At 50.9% G+C, this 19,379-nt stretch carries 13 protein-coding genes; 2 read left to right on the plus strand and 11 right to left on the minus strand.

The features are described from left to right. The 4 genes from B2U47_RS11615 to B2U47_RS11630 all read right to left on the minus strand — a co-directional run. A partial coding sequence (locus B2U47_RS11615) for a PKD domain-containing protein (RefSeq protein WP_296688384.1) occupies positions 1–3,858 on the minus strand: 3,858 nt, incomplete at its 3' end. Positions 3,859–3,896: 38 nt separating this feature from the next. Beyond that, entirely contained in the window at positions 3,897–7,382 is a 3,486-nt protein-coding gene (locus B2U47_RS11620; protein ID WP_296680962.1) for a putative Ig domain-containing protein, read from the minus strand. Positions 7,383–7,483: 101 nt separating this feature from the next. Beyond that, a complete protein-coding gene (locus tag B2U47_RS11625; protein ID WP_296680964.1) occupies positions 7,484–8,389 on the minus strand; it encodes a glycoside hydrolase family 5 protein in 906 nt (301 codons plus the stop codon). Between the two features lie 91 nt (positions 8,390–8,480). Beyond that, entirely contained in the window at positions 8,481–11,018 is a 2,538-nt protein-coding gene (locus tag B2U47_RS11630) for a putative Ig domain-containing protein (protein ID WP_296680967.1), read from the minus strand. 415 nt (positions 11,019–11,433) lie between these two features. On the opposite strand from B2U47_RS11630, the gene B2U47_RS11635 reads away from it, so the two are divergent. Together B2U47_RS11635 and wecA are read left to right on the plus strand one after the other, a co-directional pair. Next, positions 11,434–12,339, plus strand: coding sequence for a LysR family transcriptional regulator (locus B2U47_RS11635; RefSeq protein ID WP_296680970.1), 906 nt, complete (start codon positions 11,434–11,436; stop codon positions 12,337–12,339). A 145-nt stretch (positions 12,340–12,484) separates the two neighbouring features. Continuing rightward, complete coding sequence (wecA, locus tag B2U47_RS11640) at positions 12,485–13,588, plus strand: UDP-N-acetylglucosamine--undecaprenyl-phosphate N-acetylglucosaminephosphotransferase (RefSeq protein ID WP_296680973.1); 1,104 nt, start codon at positions 12,485–12,487, stop codon at positions 13,586–13,588. Here wecA and B2U47_RS11645 read toward each other — a convergent pair. From B2U47_RS11645 to gspE, 7 genes are all read right to left on the minus strand, one after another. Continuing rightward, a complete protein-coding gene (locus tag B2U47_RS11645; protein ID WP_296680977.1) occupies positions 13,542–14,432 on the minus strand; it encodes a general secretion pathway protein GspK in 891 nt (296 codons plus the stop codon). The two genes, wecA and B2U47_RS11645, sit on opposite strands and share 47 nt — an antisense overlap. Continuing rightward, positions 14,422–15,048 carry a prepilin-type N-terminal cleavage/methylation domain-containing protein gene (locus tag B2U47_RS11650; protein ID WP_296680981.1) on the minus strand — a complete coding sequence of 209 codons (627 nt, stop codon included), beginning with the start codon at positions 15,046–15,048 and terminating at the stop codon, positions 14,422–14,424. Before B2U47_RS11650 ends, B2U47_RS11645 begins: the two co-directional genes overlap by 11 nt. Beyond that, positions 15,045–15,440, minus strand: coding sequence for a prepilin-type N-terminal cleavage/methylation domain-containing protein (locus B2U47_RS11655; protein WP_296680984.1), 396 nt, complete (start codon positions 15,438–15,440; stop codon positions 15,045–15,047). The genes B2U47_RS11650 and B2U47_RS11655 overlap by 4 nt, the downstream gene beginning before the upstream one ends. Next, the gene (locus B2U47_RS11660; RefSeq protein WP_296680987.1) at positions 15,424–15,879 is read right to left on the minus strand and encodes a GspH/FimT family protein; all 456 of its coding nucleotides are present in this window, start codon (positions 15,877–15,879) and stop codon (positions 15,424–15,426) included. The genes B2U47_RS11655 and B2U47_RS11660 overlap by 17 nt, the downstream gene beginning before the upstream one ends. Beyond that, positions 15,851–16,300, minus strand: a complete 450-nt coding sequence (gene gspG / locus B2U47_RS11665) for a type II secretion system major pseudopilin GspG (protein WP_296680990.1) — start codon at positions 16,298–16,300, stop codon at positions 15,851–15,853. Before gspG ends, B2U47_RS11660 begins: the two co-directional genes overlap by 29 nt. A gap of 63 nt (positions 16,301–16,363) precedes the next feature. Beyond that, positions 16,364–17,596 carry a type II secretion system F family protein gene (locus B2U47_RS11670; RefSeq protein ID WP_296680993.1) on the minus strand — a complete coding sequence of 411 codons (1,233 nt, stop codon included), beginning with the start codon at positions 17,594–17,596 and terminating at the stop codon, positions 16,364–16,366. Further along, positions 17,583–19,313, minus strand: coding sequence for a type II secretion system ATPase GspE (gene gspE, locus B2U47_RS11675; RefSeq protein WP_296680995.1), 1,731 nt, complete (start codon positions 19,311–19,313; stop codon positions 17,583–17,585). Before gspE ends, B2U47_RS11670 begins: the two co-directional genes overlap by 14 nt. Between the last annotated feature and the right edge of the window lie 66 nt (positions 19,314–19,379).

A 19,379-nucleotide genomic window follows, 5' to 3' on the forward strand; every position in this document is an offset into this window, starting at 1 on the left:
GGTGGCAGAACAATTTGCAGTGCTTCCACTGTAAAGGCCGGTGCAACTCCAGTTATAACTGCTGTTCCTGGTAGTGACGCTAGAGGCTGTACCCACGGTACACAGGTTGGTCGGCTGACTGGTCAACGTTGCGTCATTATCATTTCCGCAACTGCCATTCACAGCGGCAGGGCTGACGGTGAAACTTTTATCCACATCCGCTGCTGCATTATATGTGCTATTCCCTGCTTGTTTGGCGCGGATCGTACACGTTCCTGCTGCAACTAGATGTACGCTCGTACCTGCCACTGTGCATACAGTTGGCGTTTGACTACTGAAACTCACGGTCAGATTGGAGCTAGCCGTCGCGCTGATATTGAAATCAGCAGTACCCAGCGTTTTATCACTGAGTGCCCCGAACGTAATCGTTTGGCTATTTTTCAGTGTCGTGCTGCCGAAACTGCCGCTAATACCGCCCACTGTTAAGGTACTGGAAACACTACTGGCATAGTTATTAGATGCGGTGTGACGCACACACATATACTGATTATTTGTCACCGTACCACTAGCCGCGAAACCTGCAACACCGCAATTGCAGTCATTTGCTGATGAAACACAAGCCTCGCCATTGTCGGCAGTCCAGGCGGCAGGGCTGTCAATTCCCAAGATTTGCACTGGGGCGGAAACAACCGCTGCATTCAATGCCACGTCCATTTTTGCCGTGAAACTGAAAGCATCCGGGGTGGTGTCAGAAGAAACAAACCCTGACTGATAAATGCTGCCACTCTCACCGACTGTAACGAAAGTATTCTTGAAGAAAACAGCCGCATTACGGTTAGGCTGGCTGGCTGTTGTCAGCAGATTCCAGTTTTCACCATCGGTTGATACCAGATTGATGTCTGTTTCATCCCCCTGTTGAGGCGCATTGACTCCAGCGGAGAAAAACAATCCTGGTGCATAGGCATTGGCGGGCGTTGATTGTGAATCAGGCTGTTTGCTCTGGAAATTCATCCCTCCATCGGTTGAATAACGAATACCTGCATAAAAACCACTGGTTATAAAACGGTTACTGAGATAATCAATGTAATACAATGATTTCCAGCTAGACATCGCCATAGTACCGGGGTCTGCCCAAGCTATCCCATCGGTTGATGTTAAAACGCGACCACCACCTTTGTTGGTGACTGCAACGAAAGTGCCGCTCCCGTATGCTACACTTTTGATATGCTCAGTTGTACCACTACTGCTTGAAGTCCATGTAACACCATTCGTCGAGTTTAAAACCCTACCATTATTCCCCACTGCTACCCAAGAACCATTTCCATAAGCCACACTTAACAACGTTGAACTGATAGTGGTATCAAAATGCCTACGAGTCCACGTTACTGTATCCGTTGATGTATAAATGACACCAACCCAACCATCTGGATTCCAACGGTAGTCATCACCAACCACGACCCATAAACCATTGGTATAGTAAACCCCATACAATCTAACATTGCCGCCAAGATCCGTTTTACTCCAGGTACTAGCATCATTGGATGTCAAGATTTCTCCATTGGAAGCCACCACCGCCAGTTTATTGCCATCACTGGCAATATCACGCAGGCTACCCGTACTATTTGAGGCTCGGGAATTCCACACGTTCAGTGGATCTGTCACCGTCACGCTTATTTGTGTGCTATCAACCCCGCCTTTCATGTCGCTCACGGTCAGTTTTACCGTATAAGTACCACCGACTGCCCATTTGTGCGTAACAGTTCCCAAATTCGGGTTGATAACACCATCACCAAAATCCCAGTAATAGGCCAGTTCATCATTCTCGGCATCACTAGCGTTGGCAGAAAAACTAATATCCTGACGTGCTGCAACCGAAATTGATCCATTGATGCCTGATACGACTGGAGCAGTATTTCCTGTCACAGCCATATTGACCCTGACATCAACCCATTCATCAGGCGATGCACCGCCTTTGTTTACAGGGGTAATATGAATATTGGCAATCGCATCGGAGTAGGTTTTTCCCAAAACAATGGCTGCATCATTTTTACCATCGGCAGAATTAGGGGTGGTATCCAGTAACCAACCATCGGTCGCCCCGTTTTGTTGCCACTGTAAATAAAGCCCGTTTTCCATGACTTTATTGCTATCAAAGTTTTGGCGGTGACTAACCCAATAATGTCCGTTTGTTCCACCCCGGCTGATGCGCAAAGCACGGTTACCACTGGCATTGGTATGGTCAAACCGCTGGATACGGTATGTGCCTGAAGTCGTGACACTTTGCCATTGGCTAGTTTCCAGCCAGCCTAGCTTATCGCGTGCTTGCGGATGGAAGGTTGAACGCGAGTCATAATTCGCCCCCATCGTATCGTAAATGTCACCGTAATCTTCCGTGGCACCACTACCCACGACGGAACCATCTGTGGTATTCCATGAGTGTGCATGAAACAAACCGTAGTTATGCCCACCTTCATGGGTAAACACAAAAGTACTGTCGTAGTTGTATATCCACATTTTACTGCCACCCACCGTGGCGACCCCCGCTGCGGATGGATGGTTAATGCCAAAATAGACGCCGATAATATCGTAGCTACTTAAATTAACACCTGTGTTCAGTGCGTTAAACGCAGCAATGGTATCATTGTAAATATCCCCTCCCCTGAAACTGCCATTGTTATAATAATACGCCGTGTTATTAGATAAAGTTGGTATAGCACTATCGGCATTGACTGTGTAATCAAACCGCGTTTTACCCTGTGACATGCTTGCCATATTGTCGGAGGTTTCCTGCAAAACCGTTTCCAGACGTGACTTGGCGACAGGCACATCCAGCTTGTCAGGAAAAACGGCTCGAATGAAATAAACTTTCTTGGGTGTCGTTGTCCATGGTGATGGAGCAGCGAGCAACTGATTAATCTGGCTACTCAAAGAAGATGACGCCGTATTACCTGTGACGGAAGCAGGTGTTTCTGCTAGCTGGAACAGTATCTGTGAGCCTACTTTAGGGCCGGTTTGTTGCTCCAGCTCAGCCAGTTTAAGGTTAAGCCGCTCAACATTCACAGCCGAAGCGAAATAAAATACCTGCCCACCTGCCAATGCCATAACAGGCTCACCCTGAATGGTTTCACCGGTAAAAAAGTCGTGTTGGGTATTCGTCGTTCTGGCTGGAAATGTTTTTTGGATATAGTCCGCATCTTCTGCCTGTACTACCTGTAACGCTGCCGGATGGATGATGGCTACATCGTCTAATGCAATCCCTTGAGTGGCTAACCCGTCTTTGGAGAGGATTCCCGCCCGACTACCGTGAGGCACTAAAGTCAATGACTCATGGTTTTTAAAGGTAAGCGTAATCTGTTCGCCAACGGTGCGTCGATTCGGGTCAAACCGTGGCTTGTTTTTTTGCGGATTCAGACCAGACTCGTCTGGTAAAATCATTATATCAACGCGCTCACTGAACGGTTTTTCCACATAAGGTTTAATAGTTTCGGGTAATGCTGCGTATTCTTTCAGGGAAACCGCTTGCGCTAGTGCTTGCGCCGGATTAGTACGCATCAAGGATTGCATGGCTGTCTTGCGTGCTTGGGCGAGTTGCAACCCTTCTTCCAACTCATCAGGCGTGACAGGTGAAACGGCTGCTTTTTCCATCCACGCATCAAAGGCTTGGAAAGTCTTTGGTTGCGTTGTTGCCGTGACTGGCTGTGTTGGGGTACTACCATCCTGAACGACTGCTTGCTGGGTTTCAGGTGCAACGTTGGTTGACGATGCCGCGAGCGGCGCGTCACCCGCACTTGGGGTTACTGCCTCAAACGTCACGGGCGAACCCAGATAAACACCTGCACCCAACAACAGGGCTAACGCAATCACTTTATGCATTTTCATTATTTAACCATGCTCCAAAAATACTTATCACGACGATCTTAATACGAGCGTACTTTGCCCGCAGCCGAATATTCCAATATTTTCCGGTCATTAGCGTTGGTCGTATCGAGATACACCACTTGCGTATTGCCATTATTGATGAAAAACGGTGTCTTATTGGCGTTGCCATAACGATCAAACCACGCTTGCGGGGCAACGAGCTGGAAAACATACGCCCCTTTACCCCCTTTCTGGATACTGACATTCGGCAAGTCGTAAATAGCTGTGTCAGTCAAATCCTTGTTCTGCAAGTTATTCCAGCCCACTCCATCCTCTTCGCGTTTGGTATACAACCATTTACCATCACTATCAATGAATTTGATAAACAGTGTCTGATGCCCCTCCTCAATGCTGGATGAGCCGATATAGACGGTAGACGTATCAAAAACCGTACTGGGTATACCCGACAAAAGCAGGTCGGTGTTACGCACATGGTTATGTACCCACCCTCCCGGAATCAGGTCAATCGCGTATTCATTTGCCAGTGCCAACATCGGGTTCAGCTTGCTTTCGCTAACCCCAGTTGTACCTTTTTCCCCAGTCACCACTGAACGGAAATCCTTGTTGCTAACATCAGCAAACAAACTACTGATTGCAGTGCCGTTATTGGTGATACCAGACAACTTGCTACCTTCCGTAATCGAGCTTCCCCCAGCGATAAAGTTGTCATACTTGCGCAGTTTGTTCGGGTCTTCATCGACACCATTGGCAATGAAGCTATCAGCTACGTCTACTGCAATGCCTTTGGAAGCCACCAGATTGCCGTAAAATTTCAGGTTAACCAATTTGCTTTTGTCAGTGATGCCATCCGCAATTTCCGGGCTGGAAAGATCGGCAATAACGCTGTTATTGTGAACTTCCATATTCGGATTCTGTTTCAAGCGAATATGGTCAATACCACCGTATAACACCAGATTGTGGGCAATCCGACCTTTGGGGTCAGTGTCTTGGGTTTCATCAATCGCAATCGGTTTGCCTTCATCAATGGTCAGGTTGGAATAACCTTTGTTGAACACACGTGAATAAATGCGCTGTTCCACCCTCAACAGCAGATTACCTAAGAAATCAAAGCGATATGGGTATTCATCAGTATAAACATCCAACCCCTTGTCTACGTTATCAGTGGGATTGACATGGAAATTCCGTTCCCATTTACGCATGATGCCGTGACCACCGCTCAAAGAAGAATGACCGACGTTGTAAATCACGTTGTCATGCACATTAACGTAACGCCCTTTATAAATATTGACCGCTTTTTGGTAAACATCGTGGATGACGTTATTACGCACGGTAATGTAGTTGCCGTCCACATTGAAGGCTTGCCCACCACCGATACTGCGATCACCTAACGGGTTCCACCAATTATTGCGTAACATGGTGTCGTGGTCTTGAATGGATTTGCCATCGACTTCAAAACCGTCAATCACGATGTGCGAAGCATCTTCTTCAATGGTGAAAGCTGACATACCAGAGAAACTGAACTTTACCCGTTCACCCGGCAAGCGGGTCAAAACCACCTGATTGCCTGATGCACCGTCAATAGCACTCCCTATTGTCACTGCGGTATTGTCATAACGCCCACCCCGGACATAGACCGTGCGCTTGCTTGCATTCAGTGTTGCGGCTGCTAATGCGGTTTCGATATTGGTGTAAGGGTTGGTAATGCTGCCTTGTGCGCCTATTGGGTTGGCAACCGTGCCACCCGGCACAACGTAGAACGCATTGGTGGGGTTTACAGCAACCAACGCCACGGTGACGTTTACCTGTTTGTTGTAGACCGTTGTGCCGTTTTCTTTGGCAATGATAGTGAAGTCATGGCTACCGACCTGCGAACTGTCGGGTTGCCAACGAATCACGCCTGTTTTTTCCTGGATACTCATGCCCATGGGTGCGCCCACCAATTCAAAACTGGCGGTTTTGTTAGGGTTGCTATAATCAGCCGTGGCAGCAAAGGCTTGCCCGGATTTGGCTGTTCCACCCGATACGTCATCCACCAATGTTGCGTAAACCTTGAAGTCAGGGTCGGTGGGGTTATGCCCATTGTAATAGTTATCAAGGCTATGCAACGGGTAGACCAGCAGTTTGTTGTCTTTTGTGCCCTGTTGGGTGTTATCGTTTTTACCCTTGATCGTAACGGTTTGTGGCGTGTTCCAGTTTGCCGGGGTAAACGTCAGGATGGTTGCACTTGTCAGGGTTGCGGTAGTGGTGTTTGCCAACACCAAAGGCACATAGACATCGCTGGTTGGGGTTTGCGTCAGGCTGATTTGGTATTGCTGTTCACCGCCGGATTGGGTGGCACGACTGTTGGCAACAGGGGTGACAGTGACAATAGTAGGGTCAATTTCTTCAAATGTCAGGTCAAGGTAAGTATCAGTGTTGCTTTTGAATAGCTCTTTACGGGCATCATTCCCTGTTTCATCGACGATAAAAACGATTTTTCCGGCAGTTACTCGCTGGCTTAAAACTGTGCTACTGGAAGCACCTGCTGTCAGGGTAATACGCCCGTATTCCGTTGTGCCAAATAAGGGCTGAGTGTTTCCCCATGTCGCAGTGGCAGCATTGGGAAATGCCGGATCAGTTGACACAAAGAGACGCACTGGATCAGTTTCTGTCTTCGATTTGAGGGTTAGTGTTGCACTAGTGATATTATCCGTTCGCTTGCCGCTTAGTGTGGTGGGAATATCAAAATACAGCAAGCCAGCGGTCGCAAACGAACCTGTGATACTGCGGAGTAATAGGCTGGATTGACTGCTGTAATTGTTATTGGGATTGTCCTGCCTAACATAGGTTTGCGCAGAGGAATTCACCCGCCCGGTGAAACTGGGAATAGTTTGGATGCTGTTATCGAGTGGGCGGTAGTCCTCGTTGTCGAGTGTGCCATCGTTGTCGTCGTCGGTATCAAACACGTCCGGTGTTTGGTCGTTATCGGTATCGCGGGTCAATTGGGTGTATGGGTCATCAACAACTGTATCGCAAGTGCTTAGCCCCAACGAATCACACAGATGCTGTTTTGCGGTATCACTGTCTTCCAGTACGACATTGCGTCCTGTGGCTTGCGATACGGCTTGCAACGCTGCGGTGGGGGCGAACGGGTCACTGAAGTCATTCAACTGAACATTCTGCAAGGCAGTCTGGGTCGCGCTGTCGATCTGGATACCGTTCTGTGGGTCTCCATCACTATCAAGAGCCATTAACAAACGCACCCGATTTAGGACTTGCGGATCAGCTATATCATTGACCCCCGCCAACTCTAGGGGAGTAATGACACTATCCGCCAACACATTAGTTGCACCTACTGGCGTACTAACGGGCTGAGCTTGCCCCAAAAAAATACCGCCGATGTAGAAACTAACCGGTTGCCCTTCCACGTATTGAAACTGTCCGGCATCGTTAGTTGTACCGCTGACACCACTCCCGGCATCATACGTCACGCCTGATACCACACCATCCAGCAAGACCGCCGTTTTAGTGACAACAGTGTTCACAGTGCCACTTCCACCACCACCGCCGCACCCAGTCAAACCCAGTAAAAATGCACACATTACCCAAATTCGCATCTTCTCACCTGTCATTTTAACTTTCTCTGTCATGGCGTTAAGATCGCATCCAGCACAGGCTGCTGTTCCGTAATCCATTGCCCTGTTGCGCGGTCATAAAATTTGGTATCAGAATTTACTGCAAACGGAATGTTTGCTTTATCCAGTTCACTTGCGACAAACCGGGCAAATTTAACTTGTTCGGGAATGCTGTAATCGCCCCTGCCACGATTTTCATGTTCGTTGAAATTATTTGCCATCCAAGCACCTACCCACGTAGGAATGCCGTTTTGCTCTTGCCACGCCTTACCCAAAGCAATTTTGTCGTGGATAAGCTGTTGTTCGGCGGCATTGCCATTAGTCCATTGTTTTTTGGGGTTGTGACGCGAAGGCCCTGCTGCGTAAAAATGCCATTCCACCATCAAATGCTTGTCGGGGGGCAGGCGTAAGTCCACCAAGGCTTCCGGGGCAGACAAATGACCAGGGGCAGCAATCAAAATGCGGTTAGGATGCGTCTGTCGGATCAAAGCGATGGTTTGGGCATGGATCGCGTTCAGCACATCAGGATGTTTCTTGAGCTTGCCAGACACTTCGATAATGAGGTTAAACGCCAATTCGGGCGGATAGCCTTTAAACTGTTCAGCGACTGCTTGCCACCAGTTTAAGAATGCCCGTTGCGACGCGGGGTTCAGCGGGTCACGTTCCAAGGGGTCACCTTGATAGGCAATGATCGGCATTAACCCCGCTTGCAACGCATCATCCACTACTTGCTGCAAATGTTTCAGCAAAGCTGGTGAAGCGGTATCCGCCACCCTAATCCTGACGTGCTGCAAACCCCGTTGCTTGAAATCGGCGGGCATTTTTCGGTTGTAAAAACGCAGACCTTGCCGGGTTTTAGCCCAATCCACATCCATGCCCTTGCCGAGCATGGACTGGTATTGTTGTGGGGTAAGCATACTATCCGCACTGGATGGGGATGAAAATCCCACTAACCCTAACATTAAAATCATCCACACCCAGCGGCTGATACCCATCGTTTTGTTTCCTTTATGGCGTACAGCTAAACAAATCCCGGTCTTCATAACGGTAAATCCGCATATTGTCGTCCCGGTCGGTCAGCGTAATTTGCTTCAAACTATCCGCAGCGGTATCCCACGTATCAAAAATTTGCTGCTTCATACGGCATAAATAAGCTGCATCAATGGTTTCACTGAACACCGGATTTTGTACGCGGATGCCGTACTCATTCACTGTTTGTGCCATGCGTTGCAAATCGGCAGCAGGTACGCCAAATGTCGCATCAATCCCCGCTGCGGGACTGAAATCCAGACTTGTAGGGTTACTAAACACCGCACTACTCAAAACCGAACTATCCACAAGACTTGAATCCGCACCATACGTCGTCAAATTATCGTCATGCAACTGCGCGTAATTGTTGTTGCTGTCTTTTAAGGTTCTACGCAAGCTTAAGGGATGAAATAGGTTATTATCGACAACCGTATCTGTTGAAGACTGGATAGCGAGTTCACCAGTATTGACCACTTGCGCATTTTGGTAGAAACCGTTGTTGCGCACGATGACATTGTTCATGGTATTAATGCCAAAGCCCGCCTTGCCGTTAAATAGCAGCAGGTTGTTTTCGACCCGTGCAATGCCTGTGAAGGTTTTGGTATTGTTTTGAGCGTGTAAACCATTGCCTTCGTCAATCGCCAAGTCTACGTTACCTTTGCTGAACACATGAGAAATAAGCCGTGACTGGTTGCCAAACACAAGGTTGCCTTTCATTACCAAGCCTTCCTTACCTTTATTGCCCGTGACGGTGGTTAGGTAAGAATTAGCAATGCCATGTACGCCCCCCGTACTCCACCAACCGTTGTGGTAAATCACATTGTTTTCCACCCGGATCATGTCAGAGCCGTTGCTGCCCATACCTGCCCCGGCGAAATCGTGAATCACGTTGTTACGCACCGTAATGTTCTGTGAGGTATTGGTACTAATGCCGCGCCCGGTGGTTTTAAGACTGGTTTCACTCCACCAGTCATCCATCGCATTCGCCAAGGTTAGGCTCGATGCTGTGCCTGCCAACTCCAGACCTTCCACATTCCAGTATTGTGCGCCAGTGAATTGCAACGCCGTGACATCGGAAATCAGCCTAGCGTATTCATTACCATAAGGGCGCAAGGTGATGGGGGCTTCGGCTGTACCTTTGGTGGTAATCCGCGCCAATGCACCGTAAGCACGATTGGTAAACGATTTGCCGTATTCCGCATTGAAATAATCACCACCACGCAAATACAGCGTGCTGCCTGCTGTAGCGACACTGGCAGCTTTGGCAATACTGCCATACGGTGTGGTAGCAGAACCGTTACCTGTGATGTCGTTACCATCAGGTGCAACGTAAATCCCTGCCAAATCCGCAGCACCAGCCGTCACTGCTAACGGCACAGTAAGCTGTTTAGTTCCTACGTTATCCGTCACACTGACGCCAACATAGTGCTGCCCAGTCTGGTTACTGGTCGGTGTCCAATGCAAAATGCCCGTTTTCTGCTGAATCGCCATGCCCTGTTTCGGGTTGTTCAAGGCAAATGTCGCACCCGCTGTTATCGGCAATTTGCACTCGAAGGGCGTTCCTGTGCCAAGTTCAGGCAGACAGTTTGTATAGTTTGTGCCACTGCGTACCGTCACACCAAACGCTGGTAAATTCACGGTAGTGCGCCCATCCGAAACACCAATCACAATGTTGTCGAAATTGACTGTCCGGTCAGTAACCGGAATCCCTTCCAACTTACCCGTGGTCTTGTCAAAAGTCGCCCAACTGGGTTGCCCGCTGATGCTAAACACCAAACCACTGGCAGGTTTATTCAAATCGCTGGCAATGGGCTGGAAGCGGTAAGTAAAGCCAGAGCGCACACTGCTATTGGGCGTACCGCTGATGGTTGGGGCTGGGTTGCTGATGGCAATGCCAAACGCAGGCAAACTGGTTTTCTTGTTGCCATCACTGGCACTGATGACTAGGTTGCTAATCGAACCGATTTCTGCATCGGTTGGAATACCCGTCAATACCCCAGTGCTGGTGCTGAACGTCAACCACGCGGGTAAGGCTTTATTAATGCTAAACTTGAGCTTGTCACCATTGGCATCCGTTGCGACTGGAGCAAAGCGGTAACGCTGTCCGGTGTAAACGCCTGATGCAGGTTCGCCCGTCAGCACAGGTGCATCATTCGTCACCGTCAAATCAAAGGCAGGTAATGACACCTTGGCTAACTTGTTATCTTTGACGGAAATGACAATGCCCGTATAGGTTTTAGCATTTGCCCCAGTCGGCGTACCACTCAACTTGCCCGTCGCCGTATCGAAACTTGCCCACGTCGGTTTACCTGTAATGCTGAAGGTCAGGGTATTCCCAACATCAGGATCAGAGGCGGTTGGCGTAAACACATACGGTGTTCCCGCCGCAATTTGGGTAGCGGGCACGCCACTAATGCTGGGTGGATGATTCACCGTCGCTGCCAACGATTGGGTGCTCCAACCCAATCCCACACCGAGACACAGCAAAGAGGTTGTCAAAATTTTATACTGTTTCATGCACTTGTTTCTCATCCAGTTTTTACGGAGTTGGGTCAACCCACGCACTTGTGCTGCCATGCTTTTAACCAACAGCATCCCAAGAGAAGGTGTGTGATGACCCTACCAACGTGCTACCCGCCGCCGGTGAGGTTATGGAAGGAGCGGCACTCGCAACCCCGCCAGCAAATAAACTCGACACCACGAGCCACAACAGGGCAAACAATAACGAACGGGCGGACTCTCTCATCGTATCTCCCTCACACCTAACGCCAACTATAGATTTGTCTTATTTCACTGATTAACGGTTCAAACAGTACTACAATTACACCTCAGAATTCGGGGGGGATAACTGCCAGTTTTCCGAGTCCATTATTATCTTTTATCATTGGCAATAGATAAACAGACTTATTCAAGAATGACTTTCAAGGAAACCATGAAAATAAAGAATCTCGGTGATCTGGAAGTTTTCATGCTGACCGCCGAAAGTGGCAGCCTTTCCGCTGCGGCACGGCTGCTGAACATTTCCCCTGCGTTGACGAGTGCAGCACTCAAACGTCTGGAAACGGATTTGGGCTTAATGCTATTCGTGCGTTCTACCCGCAGCCTGCGCCTGACTCCCGAAGGCCAACGCCTGCTACCCGCTGCCAAACTGGCATTGCAAGAACTGCACGATGCACTTGAGGAACTCAGTACTGGCAAGCAAGTCATCCGAGGACATTTGCAAATTTCCATCCCTTCCGACTTGGGGCGTAACCAGGTACTGAACTGGCTGGATGCATTTCAGAACGAATACCCTGAAGTTACCATCCGCCTGCATTTGAGTGACAGCATCACCGACCTTTATCGCCAGCCAGTGGATGTCGCCATCCGCTACGGGGATTTGCCCGACTCCAATCTGATTGCCTTGCCGCTGCTGCCACAAAACCGGCGCGTACTGTGTGCTTCCCCTATCTACCTTGCCAAACATGGAAAACCCAACACGCCGGACGAACTTTCCCGGCACAACTGCCTACGCTTTAATCTGGATGATAATGTCCACGAACAATGGCAGTTTTACCGCGATGGTCAGACCCTGACTGTCATGGTCAACGGCAACCGCAGGGCAAACGACGGTGATGCTGTCCACCGCTGGGCATTGGCGGGACATGGCATTGCCTACAAATCCATGCTGGACGTGTTACCCAGCTTGCGTACAGGTGAACTGGTCAGGCTATGCCCGGACTGGGAAGGGGAACCCACACCCCTGTGGCTGGTGTGTGCTGACCGCCGCCAGTTATCACCAACAGTAGTGCTATTGCGCGAACATTTGCAAAAATGCTGTAAGACGACCGTAAATTAATTCAATAAATAATCAAATAATTAATTTTTATTAATGCCTTTTATCTGACTTTATACGACATTTAAACAACCCAGTCACAAGCACGCCAGCATATTCTCCTAGCCTCAGGGATAACAAGAGAACATCTCACGATCCCGAGGCCAATATGCTGATAACATCCCTGCTGGCAAGCCTGTGTGTCACGTGGCTTGCATTAATACTATTAAAACCTGTTGCCTTCCGTGCTCATCTGCTAGACATCCCCAAAGGACGCAAACAACATGACGGTGCTATCCCCCTGATTGGTGGTCTTGCCATTTTCGCCGGATTATCAAGCACCATCATTATGACCATGCCGCTGGATTCCAGCCTGTCGAGCTGGCTGCTGTGTTCGCTGGGGCTGGTATTGCTGGGGGTTGCCGACGATGCCGAAGACCTATCGGTGCGCCTGCGCCTGACCATGCAGGTGTTGCTGACTTGCGCCCTGTGCATGGGAACTGGCCTGCATCTGGAAAACCTCGGCAACCTGCTGGGGCTAGGTGAAATACATCTGGGCGCATTCGGCTACCCGTTGACTGCCATTGTGGTTGTTGCTGCCATCAATTGCTTCAACATGATTGACGGTATTGATGGATTGTTGGGTTTCGTGTCGATGGTATCGTTTGCCAGTCTGGCCATCCTGTTTGGTTCACAGGGAGGCGGCTTGCCTTATGTGATTGCATTGGCATTCATCGTTGCCCTTGTCCCCTACCTTGCCAACAACCTATTGATCGCCCCCTTCAGGCAGAAAATCTTCATGGGGGATGCTGGTTCCATGCTGATCGGTTTCAGCATCATCTGGCTGTTGCTGGAAGCCACCCAGCGTGAAGTGGCTGTCATGCGCCCAATCACTGCCGTGTGGCTGATTGCACTCCCCCTGATGGACATGACACGGGTAGCATTGCAACGCATACGTCTGGGCAAATCACCGTTTGAAGCCGGTCGCGACCATTTGCACCACATTCTGCTACGGGCTGGTCTCAGCAAAATGCAGACATTGTTCCTGATCACGCTACTGGCAATGCTGATGGCTGCTACTGGCTTGCTGTCCGAATGGCGGCAAAGCAATGAAACCCTGCTGCTGCTGGCTTTCCTGCTCAGCTTCATCATCTTCCAGTCCAGCGTCAATTATCTGGATGCCAGCGGCAAAAGCCTGCCAGAACTGCTAGCACGCTTAAACCCGTTTACTCAAACTGCGCAGAAGATGGCTGCAAAATCCGAAAGTAAGTAACGAATGGCGGCATTTTCTCCGGCTTCAGGCGCATGGAACGCTCCTCAAAATACGGGGGAGCCGTTTCATCGGCATACACCCTAACCTGCATCCGGTACAACGGCTGCTGACTGGCATCCAGAAACGCACCACCGAAATCCGGTTGCACATATTCACCTTCGGAATCTTCACGCTTCTGCATATAGGCATCCACCTTGGCAGCATCGCCTTCTGCCAGCAGCAGCAACATCTGCCGTGGAGCCAACATCGGGTTGATACCCGCCGCCCCGGACTGGACGGTCAGATAGCGGGTCAGCGATGCATAAAGCTGCGGTGTCATCCCCATAACCTGCTGCAATTCTTCAATACGCTCGAAAGGGGCATCCTTGGCTCCAAAAGGCAGCCCTTCGTTTTCATAATCGTTGTCTTCCGCACCATTCAGCCGCTTCAGGTCATCCACATCCCGGAAGTCTTCCAATACATCCAGCATGTTTTGCACACCCTGTTCATCCATACCGCCAGCCTGTTCCAGAATCAGTTGCAACAAGGGGCGACTGGCATAATTGATGTCGATCAGACCATTTTCACCCACCATGCGGATTTCAACCTTCGCACCTTCGTACTCCCATAGCAAAGGTGTTCCGCCCAGTTTCAAATCGCGTTCCTTGTTGGGCAGATACAGTTGCATGACTGCGTAATGGGCAGCGGCATCGGCAATGGCGCGGGCATGGGCGGAACGACGGGCGTAATCCACCATGCTGCTTTCCGTGCGGGTGGCATACAGCAGACTGGCTGCTAGCGTCATCATCACCATGATCATCCACAGCACCACAATCATGGCAACACCGGATTGCTTATTGCCCATAATCTGTCACCTGCGGCAAATCGACCAGCAGTTCCGGCCAAGCACGTTCCTTGTCAGCCAAAGCCAGCTTCAACATGTGCGGGTACACAGGTTTGTCTTCCCACTCGCCGACCCATTCAGGCTCTTCGTCTTCCTTTTCTGCCCCAAAATAGCTGAAAGCCGCACCCTTGAGACCATCAAACACCGTCACCGGCTCGGCATCCTTGAAAGCATCCTCCCAGGTAAGCTCTGGGCGGTAAGGGGCATACAGCATTTCCAGTGCCTGACCGTTTTTGCTGCTGACAATATTCAGCTCAATCAGGAATACACCACCCTGGTGTTGCAATGGTTGGAGGGGAGCAGCGTAACGCAGTGAGGAAGAAGTGCCTGCGAACGCATAGGTCTGCTCTTCCTTGTCCCCTTGTTCGCCCTTGATGCGCACCACCATCGCCTGCCCAAGCTGGCGGCGCAGAAAATCGGCAACCAGGCGCATGTCCTCGCTTTTGTTCATGCGGGTATCGGCTGCATCCCAGCTACGCCCAATGGTATTGAATGCCGCAAACAGTGCCAGGAACAGCAGGGAAACCAACGCAAAAGCAATCAGCATTTCCAGCAGGGTGAAACCGCGCTGTTTCATTGCTCCTCCCCGAAACGCAGTGACGACAGATGGAATTCACGCGGTTTGTCACCGTTTTGCCACGTCACCACCACCTCTACCCGGAACAAATGCAGCGGAACCTGCACTTTTTCCATTTTTTCATCCGGTTCAACGGCTTCCATCTGCACTTCCCAGCGATAACCGGAACCTTGCTCTTCGCCACTGACACTGCCTTCCTTGACTTCAATGTCATTGCCAACCGCCGCCATGCGGGACTCGGCGACCTGCACGGCAAAACTGTATTCATCCGCCAAGGCTACGCTGCGCATGGCAGAACCAAACAGTTGCAGCAATACACCCACCACCAGCCCCATCACCACGAAGGCGACCAGTACTTCGAGCAGTGAGAAACCTTTACTGGATACTGACACGCCCTGTCACCCACTCGACATTGACCTTGTAGGTCTGCTGGTTATAGGTCAGTTCCACCGAACCGCCGGTAGAACTGCCATCGGGATAGAACTGGATGCCGCCCTGCTGAGCAGAATCGACCTGAGCAGCACTGGTATTGATTTTACCTTCCACCTGACTGTTGAAGGTGCGACTGGCATCCCCTGCCCCACCTTCGATCCAGAAACGCTTGTCGGCAATATTCATTTTCCATAGCACTGGCTGCTGGCGCATGACGGCCTGAGCGCGGGCATGGCGCAAACTGGCAGCGACTTCTCGGCTGCTTTTGCGCAATACCGGCCCCTCACTGAGGGAAGTAGCAACCACTCCCATCAGCAAGCCGCCGAGGACTAGCACCAGCAGCACTTCCAGCAAGCTGAAACCGCTTGCCTTACTGTTTCCAGAGCGACAGGTCTGCATCTTCGCCTTCACCACCAGCAGCACCATCCGCACCCATTGAAATCAGGTCATAAGCCTGCCCATTGCCACCCGGACGCTTGTACTGGTAATCGTTGTTCCACGGGTCTTTGGGCACTTCACCTTTTTTCAGGTAAGGGCCGTTCCAGCCACGCGCACTGGAAGGCTGGGCAACCAGCGCCTTGAGACCATCTGCGGTAGATGGGTAACTGCCCACTTCCAGACGGTACATATCGAGGGCGGCACTGATGTTTTCGATTTGCACCTTGGCAGACTGGCTTTTGCCCTTGCCGAGGTATTTCATCGCCTGCGGGCCGACGATCCCAGCAATCAGGCCGAGGATCACCAGTACGATCATCAGTTCGATCAGGCTGAAGCCGCGTTGCGTGCCGGAAAGGGGTTGCTTGCGGGGTTTGCGTTGCATTTCTAGCTCCTTGTTATTAGCCGTTTTGCGGCCTTTATTGTTGTGGTTTGTTATTGGGGATTCTTACTTAACTAGGTCAGCCATATTGATCATTGGCAGCAGTACTGAACCAATAATCACCAGAATGGCGACTGCCATGACCAGAATCAGCATCGGTTCCAGTAATGCCAACATCTGTTTCACGGACGTTTTCACTTCATCATCGTAAATGTCTGCCACTTCACGCAGCAGCTCTTCCATGCGCCCGGTTTCTTCACCAACGCGCAGCATGTGCAAGGCGTAAGGGGGAAATACGCCTTTGCCCAATAATGTACGGGTAAGGCTTTCGCCCTGCTTAAGGCTGTCGGCAGACTCATCCACCGCCGCCGCCATCACCCGGTTACTGACGGTATTCCTGGCAATTTTCAACGCACCCAGTAACGGTACACCGTTATGCAGCAAGGTTCCCAAGCTGCGGGAAAAGCGTGCCATTTCCACCTTGCCGATCAAATCACCGACAATCGGCCAGCGCAACAGGCTACGATCCAGCCCGGTACGCGCCTTTTCATTGGTCAGGATGTATTGCACTAGCAATAACACCAGCAAGAAACCACCCAGCACCGCCCACCAGTAGTGTTGCAAGGTATCTGCTGTCCCCATCACCACCTTGGTAATGGTGGGCAAATCACCACCCATATCCTTGAACATCTGCGCAAACTGCGGCACAACAAAGGTCAGCAACGCAATAATCGACACCACCGCAACAAACGCCAGAATAGCCGGATAAATCAGTGCAGAAATGACCGTGCCACGCAATTCCTTGGCGCGTGCCATGTACTCTACCAAGCGAGCCAAAGCATCATCAATCGACCCGCCTGCTTCCCCGGCACGCACCATGTTGATGTAGAAACGGGAAAACTTGCCGCTGTCTTCCAAGGCATCGGCAAAGCGTTTGCCACTGCGCACACTGCCCTGAATCGCTTGCACCAGCTCAATGACCGGTGCTTTGTCGCTGATTTCCAGCAGAATGCCCAATGCCCGATCCAGTGGCAAACCGGCTTTCAGCATGGTTGCCAGTTGCTGGGTCAACGCCATGATGTCGTGCTGGCTGATTTTTTTACTGCCGAACAAACCAGCGGAACGTTTGCCGGTGGCGGGTTTACCTGCGGCAGCGGCATTTTTACTGGCTAAAATCCTGATCGGGATCAAACCCTGCGCATTCAGGCTCTCGGCAGCCAGGGTTTCGCTGGCAGCTTCCAGCATACCCTCTTTGGGTACACCTTGTGGCGTAATGGCCTTGTAACTATAGGCTGGCATTCGGGGTTTCCTCCGCCACGCGCAGCACTTCTTCCAATGTGGTTACACCCTTGAGGGCTTTCATCAGGCCATCTTCATACATGGTACGCATTCCAGCCTTGCGAGCCTGTTCCTGCAACACGCCAGCATCTTCATGCTTGAGGATCAGGCGGCGCACAGGGTCATCCATCACCAGAATTTCATGGATGGCACTACGCCCCTTGTAACCGGTATTGCCACAGGCATTACATCCCCTGGCGTGCCACAGGCGCAGTTCGCCTTCCGGCTGGTATTTGCGCAACCCCAGTTCCTGCTCAATTTCAGGCAATACCGGGTGCGATTCGCGGCATTGCGGGCACAAACGCCGTACCAGCCGCTGGGCAAGGATGCCGTTGACCGTGGAAGTGATCAGGTAATCTTCAATCCCCATGTCCAGCAAACGGGTGATACCGCTGGCAGCATCATTGGTATGCAGGGTGGAAAGCACCAGATGTCCGGTCAGGGCTGACTGGATGGCAATGCGGGCGGTTTCCACATCACGCATTTCCCCAATCATGATGATGTCCGGGTCCTGACGCACGATGGAACGCAAGGCGTCGGCAAAGGTGAGGCCAATTTTGGGGTTGGCCTGAATCTGGTTGATGCCTTCCAGCTCATATTCCACCGGATCCTCCACCGTCAACACCTTGTTTTCCGTGGTGTTTAACTGGGTGAGGGCGGAATACAGGGTAGTGGTTTTACCGGAACCGGTCGGCCCTGTCACCAGAATGACCCCGTGCGGTGCATCCAGTTGCTGTTGGATTTTACGCAAGTTATCGTCGGAAAATCCCAGGGTATTCAGGTCAAGTTTGACACTGTGCTTGTCGAGCAGACGCATGACCACACTTTCACCGTGCATGGTAGGAACCGTGGATACACGCATGTCGATTTCCTTACCCTGTGCCCGTAGCTGGATGCGCCCATCCTGGGGTAAACGGCGCTCGGCAATGTTCAAGCGTGCCATCAGCTTGAGGCGGGAAATGATCGCAGCGGTCAATTGCTGCGGCGGTGAATCCACCTCGTGGATGACACCATCAATGCGGTAACGTACCTTCAGATGGTTCTCGAATGGCTCGATATGGATGTCGGAAGCCCGTTGGCTCATGGCATTGGTCATGATCTGGTTGACCAGCCGAATGACTGGTGCTTCACTAGCCATGTCTTTCAGATGTTCGATGTCATCCAGATTATCATCATGACTGCTGATTTCAAACTCATCATCCCCTGCCCCGGCTTCCTTGCGGCCTGCTTCATTGCCGTACAGACGCTCGATATTGGCACGGATTTCACTGGGCAAACCCAGCAGCGGCTCCACCAGCTTGCCACTCGCCATACGGATTGCATCCAGAGCAAACTGATCCTGCGGATTGGACATGGCAACCACCAGCCGTTCTGTTTCCGCCAATACCGGCACAACTTCAGCGTTGCGCATGTAATTGACAGCGATGCCGGGGTTTTCAACCGCCAGAGAAGGATAATCCTTGCTGAGCGCCATGCGCACATTCAAATGGCGTGACAGGACAAAAGCCACCTCCTGTTCGGTCAGCATACCCAAACGCACCAGCACACTGCCGAGCGGCTGACGTATCTCGGTCTGCGCACGCAAGGCACGCTCAAGATCAACGGGTTTTAGTTTGCCTAGTTTGACCAGCCTTTCGCCAAACATTGCGGCTGGAGCATGAGATGTCGCAACCTGCATGAGAGTTCTGTCTTTTTTATTATTGTGTTGGCTTATTCTATGAAGGTAGGGGAAACATGCAAGCAG

The organism is Thiothrix sp. UBA5583, assembly GCA_002425225.1.
In the GTDB taxonomy this organism is placed as follows: Bacteria; Pseudomonadota; Gammaproteobacteria; order Thiotrichales; family Thiotrichaceae; genus Thiothrix; species Thiothrix moscowensis.